Raw genomic sequence first — 14,217 nt, 5'->3', positions numbered from 1 at the left:
TGCCTATTCCACGGTCACCGATTTCGCGAGATTGCGCGGCTGGTCGACGTCGGTGCCCATGATGACGGCCGTATGATAGGCGAGCAGCTGCACCGGGACGGCATAGACCATCGGCGTGAACGCCGCCGCCATGTCGGGCATGACGATGGTGACGAGCGACTCGACGGTCGCCTCCTCCGCGCCCTTCGCGTCGGTCATCAGGATGATCTTGCCGCCGCGGGCGGCGACCTCCTGCATGTTCGACACCGTCTTCTCGAACACCCGGTCGTAGGGTGCGATGACAACGACCGGCATGGTCTCGTCGATCAGCGCGATCGGGCCGTGCTTCAGCTCGCCGGCGGCGTAGCCCTCGGCGTGGATGTAGGAGATCTCCTTCAGCTTCAGCGCGCCTTCGAGCGCGAGCGGGAAGCTGGTGCCGCGGCCGAGATAGAGCACGTCGCGCGATTTCGCGATCTCGCGCGCCAGCTTCTCGATCTGGAGCTCGGTGGTGAGCGCATCCGACATCAGGCGCGGGATCTCGACGAGGCCGTGAACGAGCTTGGTCTCGTCCTCGTCGGACAATTCGCCTCTAGCCTTGCCGGCCGCGATCGCAAGGTTTGCGAGCACCATCAGCTGGCAGGTGAAGGCCTTGGTCGAGGCGACCCCGATCTCGGGTCCGGCCAGCGTCGGCAGCACCGTCTCGCTCTCGCGCGCGATCGTGGAGGTCGGCACGTTGACCACAGCCACCGTGTGCACGCCCTCGGCCTTGGCGTAGCGCAGCGCCGCCAGCGTGTCGGCGGTCTCGCCCGATTGCGAGATGAAGATGGCGAGATCGCCCTTGCGCAAGGGCGCCTCGCGGTAGCGGAATTCGGAGGCGACGTCGACCTCGACCGGCAGGCGCGCGAAGCGCTCAAACCAGTATTTGGCGACGAAGCCGGCATAGCTCGCGGTGCCGCAGGCGGTGATGTTGATGCGCTGGATGTTCTTGAAGTCGAACGGCAGCTTGACCGGCAGCGAGACGCGCTCGGTCGCCATGTCGACGTAGCGTGCCAGCGTGTGGCCGACCACTTCCGGCTGCTCGTGGATCTCCTTGGCCATGAAGTGGCGGTAATTGGCCTTGTCCACCAGCGAGGTCGAGGCGGCGTGCTTGATCTTCTCGCGCTGGACCGCGTGGCCGTCCTTGTCGAAAATCGTGGCGCTCTTGCGGGTCAGCACCACCCAGTCGCCGTCCTCGAGATAGCTGATCGTGTCGGTGAACGGGCCGAGCGCGATGGCGTCGGAGCCGAGATACATCTCGCCGTCGCCATAGCCGATCGCGAGCGGCGGGCCGTTGCGGGCGCCGATCATCAGATCGTTGTCGCCGGCGAAGATGAAGCCGAGCGCAAACGCACCGCGCAGCCGCGCCAGCGCCAGCTTCACCGCCTCGACCGGCTTGTTGCCGCGCGTGAGCAGGTCGTCGACGAGATGCAGCACGATCTCGGTGTCGGTCTCGGTGTGAAACACCGTGCCGTTCTTCTCGAGCTCCTCGCGCAGCTCGCGGAAATTCTCGATGATGCCGTTGTGGACCACGGCGACGCGGTCGGTCGCATGCGGATGGGCGTTGTTGACGGTCGGCTTGCCGTGGGTGGCCCAGCGGGTGTGACCGATGCCGGTCGTGCCCTTCAGCGGCTCGGCTTCCAGCCGCTTCTCCAGATTCTTCAGCTTGCCCTCGGCGCGGCGGCGCTCGAGATGCCTGCCTTCGAGCGTGGCGACGCCCGCGGAATCGTAGCCGCGATATTCAAGACGTTTGAGCGAATCCACCAATTGCTCTGCAACCGGTTCGCGCCCGAGAATGCCGACAATCCCGCACATGCGGATCAATATCCCCCAAATCGTCGAAAAATCGCCAAAACGACGCGCTCAGTTTTTAGCGAAGTTCCTAAGGAACCAGATACTCAATAATTATTGCTGATTGAGACAGCATTCGCCGGCGCCATTGCCCGGTCTGCGTCGATGTGGCCGGCCTTTAACCTCGCACGTTAACTTGTTGTCAACAAGTTTGACCAACGATTCCGGTCAGGAGAACAAGGCCATGAAAGGCTCATCCGACCGCAAAGGTCTGTCGTCGTTGTATCTGCGTGCCAGCGAGACCACGGGCACGCACCTCGCCCATTGGCCGCCGCCCCAGCGTGGCAAGGAAAGCAAGCCCGTCTTCACCAAGCACCCGCAGGGCGAGCCGGCCAAGCGCGCCAAGCCACGCGGCTGGCGCCTGACCCGCGCGATCTTCTCCGAATTCGCCGACGACGAATAGCGCTCACTTCTCCGGCTTCTTGCCGCGCGTCTTCATCTCGCGATAGCGCGCCGCGCCGCCTTCCCTGATGGTCTGCTGGTTGCGCTCGAGCGCCATCGCGTCGTCGGGCACGTCGCGCGTGATCACCGAGCCGGAGCCGATATAGGCGCCGTTGCCGATCTTCACCGGAGCCACCAGCGAGGAGTTGGTGCCGACGAAGGCGCCTTGCCCGATGATGGTCTTGTGCTTCTTGAAGCCGTCGTAGTTGCAGGTGATGGTGCCGGCGCCGATGTTGGAATTGGCGCCGACGGTGGCGTCCCCAATGTAGGAGAGATGGTTGACCTTGACGCCGGCCTCCAGCGTCGCCGCCTTGGTCTCCACGAAATTGCCGATCCGCGCACCGTCGCCGAGCGAGGTGCCGGGCCTGAGCCGCGCATAGGGTCCGATCGAGACGTTCCTGCCGAGCGTGGTCTCGACGATGTGCGAAAAGGAGTGGATCACCGTGCCGTCGGCGATCGAGACGCCCGGGCCGATCACCACGAACGGCTCGATGGTGACGTCCTTGCCGAACACGGTGTCGGCGGACAGATAAACGGTCTCGGGCGCAATCAGCGTCACCCCGGCCTCCATCGCGGCTTTGCGCAAGCGCGCCTGCATCACGCTCTCGGCTTCGGCGAGCTGAGCCTTGGTGTTGATGCCGCGCACCTCGTCCTCGCTGGTCTCGATCACCACGGACTCCCATCCCTGTTCGCGGACGATCTCGACCGCATCCGTCAGATAATATTCGCCCTTGGAATTCGCATTGCCGATTTTATCCAGGATCGCGAGCGCGCGGCGCCCGTCGATCGCCATCACGCCGGCGTTGCACAGATCGATCTTGCGCTCGTCCGCGCTGGCATCGGCCTGCTCGCGGATCGCGACCAGGCGGTCGCCCTCGACGATGAAGCGGCCATAGCCGGCGGGGTCGGCGGCGCGGAAGCCGAGCGCGGCGAGCGCTGCGCCGTTCGCCAGCGGCGTGCGCAGACGCGCAAAGGTCTCGGCCGAAATCAGCGGCGTGTCGCCGAAGGCAATCAGCAGATCGTCCACGCCGCGCGCGAGCGCCTCGCGCGCCGCCAGCACCGCATGCGCGTGCCGAGCCGTTCGGCTTGCACGAAAGTGAGCGCGTCGGGGCGGATGCGCCTCGCCTCATCGGCCACCGCCTGATGATCCGGGCCGATCACGACGGCGAGCGAGGTGCCGGTTCCCTTGGGGGCGGCGGCGAGCACATGGGCGAGCAGCGTCTGGTGAGCGACGGGATGCAGCACTTTCGGCAGGTGTGAGCGCATGCGCGTGCCTTCGCCGGCGGCAAGCACGATCGTGAGGCTGGAGCGGGCGGTCATCGAGATCCTGTCAGATACGGCCGAATCAACTGGCGTGGCAGGCGGCAGGCCGCCCTCATGCTGCCCGCCTTGCTACCCCCGCAAACGCCCGGAATTCAAGTGCGACACGCTTTTCCTGTTAATGTTCCCTGATTGATTCGGGGAAGCTGAACGGGGCTGGGCACTTAACGTTCATGGCAAAGGATTCCGACCCACTGGCGGATGCCTTCGGCACCAAGGAGACTGGCGGGCTATTCTCCGGACTTCTGGCCGAGGAAAGCGCGTTCGACCGCCGCATGATGTGGCGGCTGGGCTCCTGGGGCGTTGCGGCCGTCGGCGCCGTCGTCATCGCGGTGATGGCCAACCAGGCCCAGCTCGGCTGGCGGCGCGACCAGGTGGCGTCCGCCGATCTCGTGCGCCAGGCCGACCGGCTCCAGCTACTGACCAGGGAAAGCCAGAACGAGGCGCGCCGCCTCGCCGCCGCCGTCGAGACACTGAACGCTGATCGCGACCGGCTCTATTCGCGCGTCACCGTGCTCGAGCAAGGGCTCGATTCCGTCACCGGCGCCATCGCCAGGCAGACCGCAAAGCCGCAGGACACGCCGGCGCCCGACGCGCAACCTGCGGCGCCCAGCGTCGCGCCGGTCGCCTCGATGCCATCTCCATCCAGCGACAAGCCGCGCGCGGCAGCCGCAAAGGAACAGGCGAAGGAGCCGACCAAAGACACCGTGAAGGAGGCTGCAAAGGAGCCGTCGAGCCCGCCGCCGCAGAGCGCGGCCGCAGCCTCCCTCGTGCAGCAGTCGCCGGCGACGACATCGGCGCTGCCGATGCTTCCGCTGGTGCCCTCCAAGTCGATCATGGCACCGCCTGATCCCGCCGCGTCGAAATTGACTCAGCCCGAGACGACTGAAAAGACAACCGAGAAGACCGCCGAGAAGAAGCCCGCCCCGACCGAAATCGCAGCCGCATCAGCCAAGCCGCCGGAGGCAACCGAAAGCGAGGCTCCCGCGATCGCGGTTCAGCAAACGCGCTTTGCGATCGATCTCGGCGGCGCCAACTCGATCGACGGCCTGCGCGCGCTCTGGCGCGGCGTGACCAAATCGAATCCGGAAGTTGCCACGCTGCGGCCGATCATCATGATCAAGGAAGGCACCACCGGCCTCGGCATGCAGCTGCGACTGGGCGCCGGCCCGCTGATCAACGCGGCCGCCGCAGCAAAACTCTGCGCGGGTCTCGCCGAGAACGATCGTCACTGCGAGACCACCGTGTTCGACGGCCAGCGGCTATCGATGCGCGGCGGTTCGGAGAAGGGACAAGAAAAGTCTCAGGACCGGATTCAGGAAAAGAACGCCGAGAAGAATCCGGATGCGGCGCCGCAAGCCGAGACCGCACCTGCGCCCGCTCCCACCGCCAAGCCGGACAAGCGCCGCCGCAGCTATTCCTCAAAGCGTTCGTCGAAGCGCGAGGAGCCCGCGCCCGCACCTGCGGCGCAGCCGGCAGCACCGGCCAAGCCGGAGACGGCCTCGGCGGGATCGACGTTGTCGTCGTTCTTCAGGCGGTAGGGAATGGTCGTGCCGATTGGATCGGGTAGCTAACCAGTAACGGCTTGCGAGCGACGGACAGAAAAGTTGGTCGCCCCTGTTGCCCCCTCCCGTCATCCCGACCATATTGCGCGCATGACAAAAAAGCCCTTCCGCCTCACGCCCTACCAGGTGCAGTTCCTGATCGTTGTCGGCTTCGTAGCCGTCGGTTATGCGATCTATCTGCGCTATCTCGGCATCGAGAACTCGAACGTCGGACTTGCCTGCGACGCCGGCTTGCAGACCCTGATGTGCAAGGCTCGTTCGGTCTCGACCGTACTGTTCAAGAATTCGGTGTTCGGCATCGTCGCGCTGGTGGTGGCGACGCTGAACCTGATGCGGCCGTCGATCGTGCTGCTCACCGTCGGCGTTGTCGCCGCCGGCCTCGGCATCGTGCTCTACAATGTCGTGCTGTCGGGCCTGGCGATCGGCCTGCTCATCCTTGGCTTTGCTCGGCCCGCGCCCGCCACAGCGTGAGCGCGAACAACAGATACATCGCGCAGGTCCACAGCGACTGCCAGTTGTCGCGGCCTTCGTTGAAGAGCACATAGGCGGCCGACAGCGCGAGCACGCCTGCGAACACCGCTTCCGCGATCGGACGCACGCCGATCTGCGGCCGGTTCAGCATCAGGATCGCGAACGGCACCACCGCCATCGTCAGCGCGGCGTAGGGGAAGTCGTGGTAGCGCGGGTCGAACACGAAGGCGAGCGCGGTCTGTGCCGCGATCACCGCCGTCACCGCCAGCGTGAGGCCGAGCACGGCGGTGAGCTTTGACCATTTCCGCCCCTCGCTCGGGCCGAGCAGATCAAGGAAGGTCGGCAGGCTGCGGCCGATCACCAGCGCCTGCGCGCAGAAGATCGGCGACAGGATGCCGGCGGCGAGCAGCGCCCCCCAGTGCAGCCAGCCGCCCCAGCCGTAGCTCTCATAGTACACCTTGTCGGCGCCGACCCCGAGCAGGACGCCTGCCGTGGTCGCCGAGATGGCGACGCCGAGCCAGGTCGAGAAGCGCGGCGTCCAGGGCCGCCGGCGCAGCGTGATGATAGCGACCGCGAACACCAGCGCGCAAAGGCCCATACCCGCGCCCATGTACCATTTCCAGTACGGGAAATTGCTGATCGGCTCGCCCGGCGGATATTTCAGGTTCCGGCGCACGGAGTCATAGAGACCCCAATAGCCGCCCGCGGTACCTTCCAGCTTGCGCTTCCACGGCTGGTCGTAGGACTCGATCAGGTTGACGCGGAACTTCTGCGCCTTCGCAAGGCTCAGGATTTCAGAGACCACGCGCGCTTGGTTGGTGCGCGACGGCAGCGCGCCCTCGCGCATGCGCCCTTCGCTCGGCCAGCCGGTTTCGCCGATCAGGATTTCCTTGCCCGGAAACGCCACCGCCATGCGCTCGCGGATCTGTTCGACATGGGCGGCCGCGAATTTCGCGCGCACCGGAACGTCTTCCCAATAGGGCAGGATGTGGATCGTCACGAAGTCGACGGCCTCGTAGACTTCGCGATTCCTGAGCCAGAACTCCCAGACATCGGCATAGGTGACGGGCACGCGAACCTGCACCTTCACCGCGCGGATGAAGGAGACGAGGTCGGCCGTCGTCATCTCGCCGCGCAGCAGCACCTCGTTGCCAACGATGACCGAGGTGATGATGTCGGGGTATTCCTTCGTGAGGCGAACGGCGAGCGCGACCTGCTCAAAATTCTTGGCGCGGTTGCTGGAGAGCCAGATCCCCTGGAGCACCTTGAGCCCGCCGACCTTGGCGGCGATCGCCGGAACCTGGTCGAGCCCGTTCTCCATCGAATAGGTGCGGACGCAGTCGGTGATCTCCTTGAGCTGGCGCAGGTCCTGCTCGATCTGGTCGGCCTCGATATGGGTCCATGCGTTCAGCGGCGACTGCTCGCCGCGGAACGGCGCGTAGGAGACGCACTGAACCTTGTCGGCGGGGTCGATCGGGGCGCGCGCGAGCGTGATTGGCGTGGCCAGCCACCACCACACGGCAGCAATCGCACCCAGTGAAACGAGCAGAAGCGCCAGTGGCGTACGAAGTGAAATCGGTTCCGTCCTCCGCGAAGCGCCGTCGATTACCTGCTCGCGCGCCATCTGCCAAGGGGGTGGTTCGGAGCGGATCCCTCCCTCCCCCAAGGAATTTACCTGCGGCCGTTCGACAGAGGCCTAGGATCGTGACTTTGCTGGACAAAATTCGAAATACAGGTCATGCAACTGGCCGGGAATTTTCCGCCGCATTGGAGACCCATTTGGACGCCATCACCGACGCGTCCGCGGGATCCTGACGCGGGCGGTCAGCGGAGAAGTTGGGGAATTCATGCGGCAACGGGTGCGTCAGTCACGAAATGCGGTCCTGCGGCAGTTCGCCGCCACCTTGGCCGTCTCCTCTCTTCTGGCCTTGGCTGGTCTCGCTGGCGCCTCCGCCCAGAGCGGCACGCCCGCCCCCGATCAGGGCAAAGCCGCCGCCCAGCCCGCCGACGCCGCCGCCAAGGATGCCGCCCAGAACCAGCGCCGCACCGACGAGTTCGCCGAAGCCGCCCAGGTCATCAACGGCCCGGCCGGCAACCCCGAATGCGTCTGGCTCGGCCGGCGCGTGGTGCGGCTAATGTGGCGGGATGACCTCGATACCGCGTTCCGCCATCTCGACCTCTACGACCGCTTCGGCTGCCCCGGCGGCCACATCCAGGCCGCCTTCCGCTGCCTGACCCGCTTCGGTGGCCAGATCGATCCCAAGGTCGCCGAGACCCTGGACAGCCGTGTGCACGCCTGCTGGATCAATCCGGCCTCCCAGCCGCAGCAGGCGGCGGCCGCGGCATCCCAGCCGGCAGCGCCGACATCAGGCAACGCGCAGGCCCCGCAGCCCGCCGCGAGCCCCGCGCCTGCGGCAAGCCCGACACCGGCGCCCCAGAAATAGCAGCGGGTCGCTTCAGCCTCCGTTCATGAACGACCGGCCATAGAAACGATTGGCACTGCGACGCGTTCTTCGAAAAAGGACATGCCCTCATAAGGACATGAGGCCATGACAGTTGTGAAACCGCGCGGCAGAGATATGCTCCATTTGCCGCGGACTCGGTCGGATCTCGGGGTCAGATCCGCTTCCCTGCCACCCCAGCCCCTTTTGGTTTAGCCGCGATGCGCGTTGTCGCCGCCGTTCTGTTGCTTGTGTCCGCACTTCACGCTGGGCTGTGGGGAGTCTTGCGCGACAAGGAACCCGCGCCCGACTTCAGGAGTCTGCTCCCCAGCGTCTCCTACGCGCCGTTCGAAGGCTCGGCCCATCCCGACATCGACAACATCCCGACCGTCGAGAAAATCCGCGCCGACCTGAAGACGCTGTCGACGATGACGCGCGCGATCCGCCTCTATTCGTCCACCGGCGGCGTGGAGCTGGTGCCGGCGATCGCGGCCGAGTTCGGTCTCAAGGTCACCGTCGGCGCCTGGATCGACAAGGACAAGGATCGCAACGAGCGCGAGATCAAGGCCGCCATCGAGCTTGCCCGCAAGAACAGCAACGTCGTCGGCGTCGTTGTCGGCAACGAGGTGATCTACCGCGGCGAGCAGAAGGTCGAAGACCTCATCGACATGATCAAGAAGGTCAAGGGCTCGGTCCGCGTGCCCGTCACGACCGGCGAGATCTGGAACATCTGGCGCGACAATCCGGACCTTGCCTCCAACGTCGATTTCATCGCCGCGCACGTGCTGCCCTATTGGGAAAACTTCCGCTCGGACCAGGCGGTCGACCAGGCCGTCGACCGCTACAACCTGTTGCGGAACCTGTTCCCCGGCAAACGCATCGTGATCGCCGAGTTCGGCTGGCCGAGCCAGGGCTACAACTTGCGCAACGCCGACCCCGGTCCGTTCCAGCAGGCGCTGACCTTGCGCAACTTCGTCAGCCGCGCCGAAGCCATCGGCATGGAATACAACATCGTCGAAGCGATCGATCAGCCCTGGAAGTTCTTCGAAGGCGGCGTCGGTCCGTACTGGGGCATCCTCAACGCCAGCCGCGAGCCGAAATTCGCCTGGACCGGCCCGGTGGAGAACCCTGATTACTGGAAGCTGATGACGATCGCGCTGCTGGTCGGCGTCCTCTTGTCGCTTCCGATCCTGCGGCTGCAGCAGCCGACCGCCAGGCAGGCGTTCCTGCTGTCGGCGACCGCCAACGGCGTCGGCGCCTGGGCCGCCACCGTGTTCGCGTTCTGGAACGGGCACTATTTCATCTTCGGCTCGGCCTTCGCGCTGACGCTCGGCATGATCCTGCTTGTTCCGCTGGTGCTGATCGCGATGGCGCGCATCGACGAGATCGCGGCCGTCGCCTTCGGCCGGCCGCCGCAGCGGCTGCTCGCCAAGAGCAAGCCGGTCGAGAACGTTCCCGAAAATTACTACCCGAAGGTCTCGATCCACATCCCGGCCTACTTCGAGCCGGTCGAGATGCTCAAGCAGACGCTCGATGCGCTGTCGCGGCTGAACTACCCGAACTACGAATGCGTGGTCATCATCAACAACACGCCGGATCCCGCCTTCTGGCAGCCGATCCAGGACCACTGCCGCGCGCTCGGCGAACGCTTCAAGTTCATCAACGCCGAGAAGGTGCAGGGCTTCAAGGCCGGCGCGCTGCGCATCGCGATGGACCGCACCGCCGTCGATGCCGAGATCATCGGCATCCTCGATGCCGACTATGTCGTCGATCCCGACTGGCTGAAGGACCTCGTGCCGGCTTTCGCCGACCCGCGCGTCGGCCTGGTGCAGGCGCCGCAGGAACATCGCGACGGCGACCTGTCGATCATGCACTACATCATGAACGGCGAATATGCCGGCTTCTTCGACATCGGCATGGTCCAGCGCAACGAGGCCAACGCCATCATCGTGCACGGCACGATGTGCCTGATCCGCCGCGCCGCGATGGACATGGCCGGCGGCTGGTCGAGCGACACGATCTGCGAGGATAGCGATCTCGGCCTTGCGATCCAGGAGCTCGGCTGGGTCACGCATTACACCAACCACCGCTACGGCCAGGGCCTCTTGCCCGACACCTACGAGGCCTTCAAGAAGCAGCGTCACCGCTGGGCCTATGGCGGCCTCCAGATCGTGAAGAAGCACTGGCGGCACTTCCTGCCCGGCCGGAGCCGGCTGACGCCGGACCAGAAGCGCGAATACGGCCTCGGCTGGCTGAACTGGCTGGGAGCCGAAAGCCTCGGCGTGGTCGTGGCGCTGCTCAACCTCGTCTGGGTGCCGATCGTTGCCTTTGCCGACATCGCCATCCCCGACAAGATCCTGACGCTGCCGATCATCGGCGCCTTCGTCGTCTCGCTGGCGCATTTCCTGTCGATGTACCGGGCGCGCGTCGCGATCAAACCCGGCCAGATGCTGGGCGCGATGATCGCGGCGATGAGCGTGCAGTGGACGGTGTCGCGCGCGGTCGCGCAGGGACTGATCACCGAGCACATCGCCTTCGCGCGCACCTCCAAGGGCGGCCTGTCCAGGATGTCGATCGAGTTCCAGGCGTTCTGGGAGGCCGTGATCGGCGCCCTGCTCCTGATCGGCGCCGGCGTGCTGATCGCCTCCAACAGTTTCCGGCAGATCACCGAGATCTACATCTTCGCCGGCGTGCTGGTGCTGCAAAGCCTGCCGTTCCTGGCCGCGGTCGCCATCGCCATCCTCGAGCTCAGCCGCATCAACTCGTTCCAGTTCTGGCGCGACAGCGCGATCCGCACCGCCGAGCTGATTGGCCTGCGCCCGGTCGCGCTGCCGACCCCCGCCGGCACGCCGCAAGCCGTGCCGAACGAGGTCAGGCGCGAGGCAAACTGACGGCCGGATGGCTTCTCGGCGCGGGCGAAACCTCCGCGCCGGCAAGCCACAGGCAGCGTTCGGAGTGGATAGCGGGCCGCCAATCGGGTTGAAAATTCCGGCTTAAGCTGCGGACACCGCGAGCAAATCCCCGCTCCTGCCAAGAGTTGCGGCAGCCACCCGCGCTATTGACCTCAGCAGCCACTCACCCTACACAGCGCGGGCCGAAAGCATGATCCGGAAACAGCCGGTTTTTCCCCGCGACGCGAGCTTCAGCGCAGCGGCAAGACATGCTTCTCGAATGTCCGAAGACGATGGCGATCGATCTTGAAAGCCATCCGCGGCCATGGGAGCGCGTAGCTCAGCCGGTAGAGCACGTGACTTTTAATCACGGGGTCCTGGGTTCGAGCCCCAGCGCGCTCACCAAGCAAATTCAATAGCTTACGGCAGACCATCAACCGATTGAAAAAGCCCCGTGTGGGCACTTGTGTTGGCAAATCGATTGCTGCTCTCACGGTCGGAGATCTCGGCCCTGCAATTGTTTGCCGTCACAAGCAGGCCGGCGCGCTCCTCAGCCGTGGTCGCCTGCCCTGCCAGTTCCAGGCAGATGCGCTCCATGCGCGCGAGTTCGTCGATGTCGTGTTGATATTGCCCCATGCGGCTGATCAGACTCCGGCACCCCGCTCAGGTCAAGGACGGGCCGCGTAAGGAGCCTTCGACCGCGACACGCGTTAAGGACCAGAGCAGGAGGACGGAGGCGGGTTATGAGTACCATCCCCCTAGACCTTCAACGAAGGTTCGAACAGCGCTGGGCCGCCCGATTTCCGCCGTCGGGGGGAGCGGTTGCAACTCGATGGGATCGGCCTGAAAAGCATGATCGACAGCTGGCCACGCCCAGAAAGGGCAAAAGAAAAAATCGCCAAGCGAACCTAGCTCGTTCAAGTTCAGCGCCGACGGCGTGAGCGCGGGACCGAAGCCCCCACGACGCGCAGTAGCTCGCGCGCGTTCCGAGACCCAAGGGATTGATAATTTGACTCTGGCCTGCGCCGCGTTTCGATGGCGGCATGCCCCGCCCTGCCCACCGCCACACGCCCACGCACGTTGACGGCCGCCCCGTCAAGATCACCTTCGGCGAGATGCGGGAGATGGGCTTGCGCGGCGTCCTCGTCTATTGCCATTGCGGCCATCATATCGCTCTGAACCCTGAGCGCCGATCGCTGGCCTGACGATGTTCGCCTCTCTGGTATCGAGCCGCGCTTCGTCTGTGCCGGTTGCGGCCGCCGCGGAGCTGAGGTCAGGCCAGATTTCGAGAGCGGCGTGCCGCCGCAGTTCGCGAGCTCGAACGCACGTGAGACCGCTGCAAAAAGGCCATATTTCGCGTGCGAGTTGATGAAGCGGGAACTTTCGGCAATTGGATACATTGCCGGTCTCGCCGCTTATCGCGTCCCTCGGGCCTGAGGAGCAGTCGTTGAACCGGGAATTAAAGGAATTCCGCAGGCTCGAACGCGCTTGCAGAGAGCACGCAGCCATCGCTTCCCTCGATCTTGAGCGTGAGGGTCTTCTCAAGGTGGCGGAGTATTATCGGAAAGCTATCGAAGCTTGCAACGCCACCCCACAGCGGACAGCCACCCGTAAATTTCCCACGGAAGGCCCGCCAGCGTGAACCGTGGCGCTGCCTTTCCACGTCCCCACACGCAGCGACCCCGCCTCGCTGATAGCGTGGTAGGGCCGCCTGCCTTTCCTTGCTGGGGCTGGAAGGGGTAAAGCCAGCACGGTCGGCAAGTTCAATTTACGCCGGTGAAGTGCCGAAATGAACTGCCCAAAAGGGGCACTCCGTCGGAGGCGGAAGGTCTGATCAATGATCGTCTTCTCTCGGGAGACGCCACACGATTTTCATTTTTAGTCGGAATCAAATTGAGCCGTTGCTTCAATTATAAGGACGTCATTCATGACCAAGGAAAATTGCCTGATCGTCTACGTTGCTGGAAGACAGTTGGATCTGCTGCGAGGAGAAGCCTCCCGCATTGCAAAGGACAGTAAACTTGATTGGTGGATCGATCATGCCGATGTCGGCACGCGCTTCTGCTTTGAAGATGCGAAGGCGAAAGAAACCTTCGCTCTCACCTGCGACAACTTCGGCGTTCCGCGCCGCGACGGCTAGGAACTAAGCCCAACGGGAAAAGCCGCAGGGTGGTTCCAGCCCCCACTGCGGCATTCCCGGACAACTAGAAATTGGCTGGTACTCAAATCTCGCCGGTGTTCTCACAGTAGAACACCCCGTTCCGAAAATGGACTCCGTACAACTACCGGAGTTCGACGTCTCACGGATTGCAGCTTAAGAGCGAGCGTGGCACGGCTTGCATTCCAGCCCCCAAGGCTCCCGGCTGCCGATTCAATTGCGGATCAGAGCGCCGGGAGCGCCGAGGCCCGCCAGCGTGAACCGGCGGGCCAGTTCAGTGCGGGCACAGTCCCAAGCGTTTCGTTCGACCTATCTTCAGCTTTCCGGCGCCGCAACTGCAGCCGGGATGCTCAGCGGCGCTCCTCCAACCGAAACAGGCCCCACCGACTTCGACTGCCGGACCATCCGTTTGCGCATCGCCGCGGACAGTCCATAGCGAGCATTCGCTCTTCGAATGGAGGACGTGACGTCCGACATCATTGCGCCTTGCAGCGAGTCCACCTTCGCGATCAGCGTGGACAGCTGCGAAGATATCTTCCTCACGTCGAACCGTTCGTCCGTGATGCTCTGGCGCAGAGACAAGAGCACCATTGTGTCCTGCTGCAGCAGCGCCGCATTTTGCTGCAATGCTTGGTTGTTCTCCTGCAGCGAAGCCGTGTGTTGCTGCTGGGCCGACTGGATATCCTTCAAGGCGGTGACAACCGGATCCGGTTTCGGTGCCGATGCGTCCCGGCGCGGAAGCAGTTCGGCCAGACTGCCGATATTCAGCGGCGAGAAATCGGGCGGCGATGTATAGATGGCCGCCGAGCCGTTGATGGCCAGGGCACACACCGACAGCGCCAGGACCGATTTCCGGCTGGAGCGCTTGACCGGAACTGGAGCTTCCGGGGCGGCGGGTTCGGGCGCTGCGGCTGCGAGCGCGAGCGCTGCGGGGTCGAGTTGTTCGACGAGGCCTTGCGCTTCCAAAGTCGTGGTCATCTGCATTGACCTCATGAGCGAGCAAAAGGAAGCCGACGCCGGAACGTCCTCGCGACGGCTCCTCTACGCAGCACCCACCTACAACT

10 protein-coding genes, 1 tRNA gene and 2 pseudogenes are annotated in these 14,217 nt (G+C 64.6%); 8 read left to right on the top strand and 5 right to left on the bottom strand.

What is annotated here, in order from left to right; genetic code table 11:
• Positions 1–3: 3 nt before the first annotated feature.
• On the bottom strand, positions 4–1,830 hold the full coding sequence (gene glmS / locus EI171_RS24530) for a glutamine--fructose-6-phosphate transaminase (isomerizing) (RefSeq protein ID WP_161534889.1): 1,827 nt from the start codon (positions 1,828–1,830) through the stop codon (positions 4–6).
• Positions 1,831–2,050: 220 nt separating this feature from the next.
• Here glmS and EI171_RS24525 point away from each other — a divergent pair, with 220 nt between their 5' ends.
• Positions 2,051–2,269, top strand: coding sequence for a hypothetical protein (locus EI171_RS24525; protein WP_028173960.1), 219 nt, complete (start codon positions 2,051–2,053; stop codon positions 2,267–2,269).
• 3 nt (positions 2,270–2,272) lie between these two features.
• Here the strand turns inward: EI171_RS24525 and glmU are convergent.
• Positions 2,273–3,627: pseudogene (glmU, locus tag EI171_RS24520) on the bottom strand (bifunctional UDP-N-acetylglucosamine diphosphorylase/glucosamine-1-phosphate N-acetyltransferase GlmU).
• Between the two features lie 173 nt (positions 3,628–3,800).
• On the opposite strand from glmU, the gene EI171_RS24515 reads away from it, so the two are divergent.
• Both EI171_RS24515 and EI171_RS24510 read left to right on the top strand, forming a co-directional pair.
• The gene (locus tag EI171_RS24515) at positions 3,801–5,168 is read left to right on the top strand and encodes a hypothetical protein (protein WP_161534888.1); all 1,368 of its coding nucleotides are present in this window, start codon (positions 3,801–3,803) and stop codon (positions 5,166–5,168) included.
• A gap of 114 nt (positions 5,169–5,282) precedes the next feature.
• Positions 5,283–5,663 (top strand): hypothetical protein, encoded by a 381-nt coding sequence (locus EI171_RS24510; RefSeq protein WP_011087382.1) that lies wholly within the window; start codon positions 5,283–5,285, stop codon positions 5,661–5,663.
• Here the strand turns inward: EI171_RS24510 and EI171_RS24505 are convergent.
• Positions 5,623–7,287, bottom strand: coding sequence for a beta-(1-6) glucans synthase (locus tag EI171_RS24505; protein WP_202633005.1), 1,665 nt, complete (start codon positions 7,285–7,287; stop codon positions 5,623–5,625). The genes EI171_RS24510 and EI171_RS24505 overlap by 41 nt on opposite strands.
• A gap of 223 nt (positions 7,288–7,510) precedes the next feature.
• Here EI171_RS24505 and EI171_RS24500 point away from each other — a divergent pair, with 223 nt between their 5' ends.
• The 3 genes from EI171_RS24500 (at position 7,511) to EI171_RS24490 (ending at position 11,400) form a co-directional block, all read left to right on the top strand.
• Positions 7,511–8,107 carry a hypothetical protein gene (locus EI171_RS24500; RefSeq protein WP_011087384.1) on the top strand — a complete coding sequence of 199 codons (597 nt, stop codon included), beginning with the start codon at positions 7,511–7,513 and terminating at the stop codon, positions 8,105–8,107.
• A 218-nt stretch (positions 8,108–8,325) separates the two neighbouring features.
• Positions 8,326–10,995: a glycosyltransferase gene (locus EI171_RS24495; protein ID WP_161534886.1), complete on the top strand. Its 2,670-nt coding sequence runs from the start codon at positions 8,326–8,328 to the stop codon at positions 10,993–10,995.
• Positions 10,996–11,324: 329 nt separating this feature from the next.
• Positions 11,325–11,400, top strand: a tRNA-Lys gene (locus EI171_RS24490).
• 15 nt (positions 11,401–11,415) lie between these two features.
• On the opposite strand, the gene EI171_RS24485 is transcribed toward EI171_RS24490, so the two are convergent.
• Positions 11,416–11,631, bottom strand: a complete 216-nt coding sequence (locus EI171_RS24485; protein ID WP_161534885.1) for a hypothetical protein — start codon at positions 11,629–11,631, stop codon at positions 11,416–11,418.
• 407 nt (positions 11,632–12,038) lie between these two features.
• Between EI171_RS24485 and EI171_RS24480 the strand changes: the two are divergent.
• Positions 12,039–12,291: pseudogene (locus EI171_RS24480) on the top strand (hypothetical protein); the annotation flags it as partial.
• 631 nt (positions 12,292–12,922) lie between these two features.
• Positions 12,923–13,135, top strand: a complete 213-nt coding sequence (locus tag EI171_RS24475) for a hypothetical protein (protein WP_161534884.1) — start codon at positions 12,923–12,925, stop codon at positions 13,133–13,135.
• 333 nt (positions 13,136–13,468) lie between these two features.
• Here the strand turns inward: EI171_RS24475 and EI171_RS24470 are convergent, their stop codons facing one another.
• Positions 13,469–14,137 (bottom strand): hypothetical protein, encoded by a 669-nt coding sequence (locus EI171_RS24470; protein WP_161534883.1) that lies wholly within the window; start codon positions 14,135–14,137, stop codon positions 13,469–13,471.
• Positions 14,138–14,217: the final 80 nt, after the last annotated feature.

The sequence above is a fragment of the Bradyrhizobium sp. LCT2 genome (genome assembly GCF_009931255.1).
Classification (GTDB): domain Bacteria; phylum Pseudomonadota; class Alphaproteobacteria; order Rhizobiales; family Xanthobacteraceae; genus Bradyrhizobium; species Bradyrhizobium diazoefficiens.
This window is presented reverse-complemented; position numbering and strand designations above follow the sequence as displayed.

Bases quoted from the DNA above. Each gene is read 5' to 3' on its own strand.
- EI171_RS24525 (WP_028173960.1), top strand. From the start codon at position 2,051: ATGAAAGGCTCATCCGACCGCAAAGGTCTGTCGTCGTTGTATCTGCGT.
- EI171_RS24500 (WP_011087384.1), top strand. From the start codon at position 7,511: ATGCGGCAACGGGTGCGTCAGTCACGAAATGCGGTCCTGCGGCAGTTC.
- glmS (WP_161534889.1), bottom strand. From the start codon at position 1,830: ATGTGCGGGATTGTCGGCATTCTCGGGCGCGAACCGGTTGCAGAGCAA.
- EI171_RS24505 (WP_202633005.1), bottom strand. From the start codon at position 7,287: ATGGCGCGCGAGCAGGTAATCGACGGCGCTTCGCGGAGGACGGAACCG.
- EI171_RS24515 (WP_161534888.1), top strand. From the start codon at position 3,801: ATGGCAAAGGATTCCGACCCACTGGCGGATGCCTTCGGCACCAAGGAG.
- EI171_RS24510 (WP_011087382.1), top strand. From the start codon at position 5,283: ATGACAAAAAAGCCCTTCCGCCTCACGCCCTACCAGGTGCAGTTCCTG.
- EI171_RS24485 (WP_161534885.1), bottom strand. From the start codon at position 11,631: ATGGGGCAATATCAACACGACATCGACGAACTCGCGCGCATGGAGCGC.
- EI171_RS24470 (WP_161534883.1), bottom strand. From the start codon at position 14,137: ATGCAGATGACCACGACTTTGGAAGCGCAAGGCCTCGTCGAACAACTC.
- EI171_RS24495 (WP_161534886.1), top strand. From the start codon at position 8,326: ATGCGCGTTGTCGCCGCCGTTCTGTTGCTTGTGTCCGCACTTCACGCT.
- EI171_RS24475 (WP_161534884.1), top strand. From the start codon at position 12,923: ATGACCAAGGAAAATTGCCTGATCGTCTACGTTGCTGGAAGACAGTTG.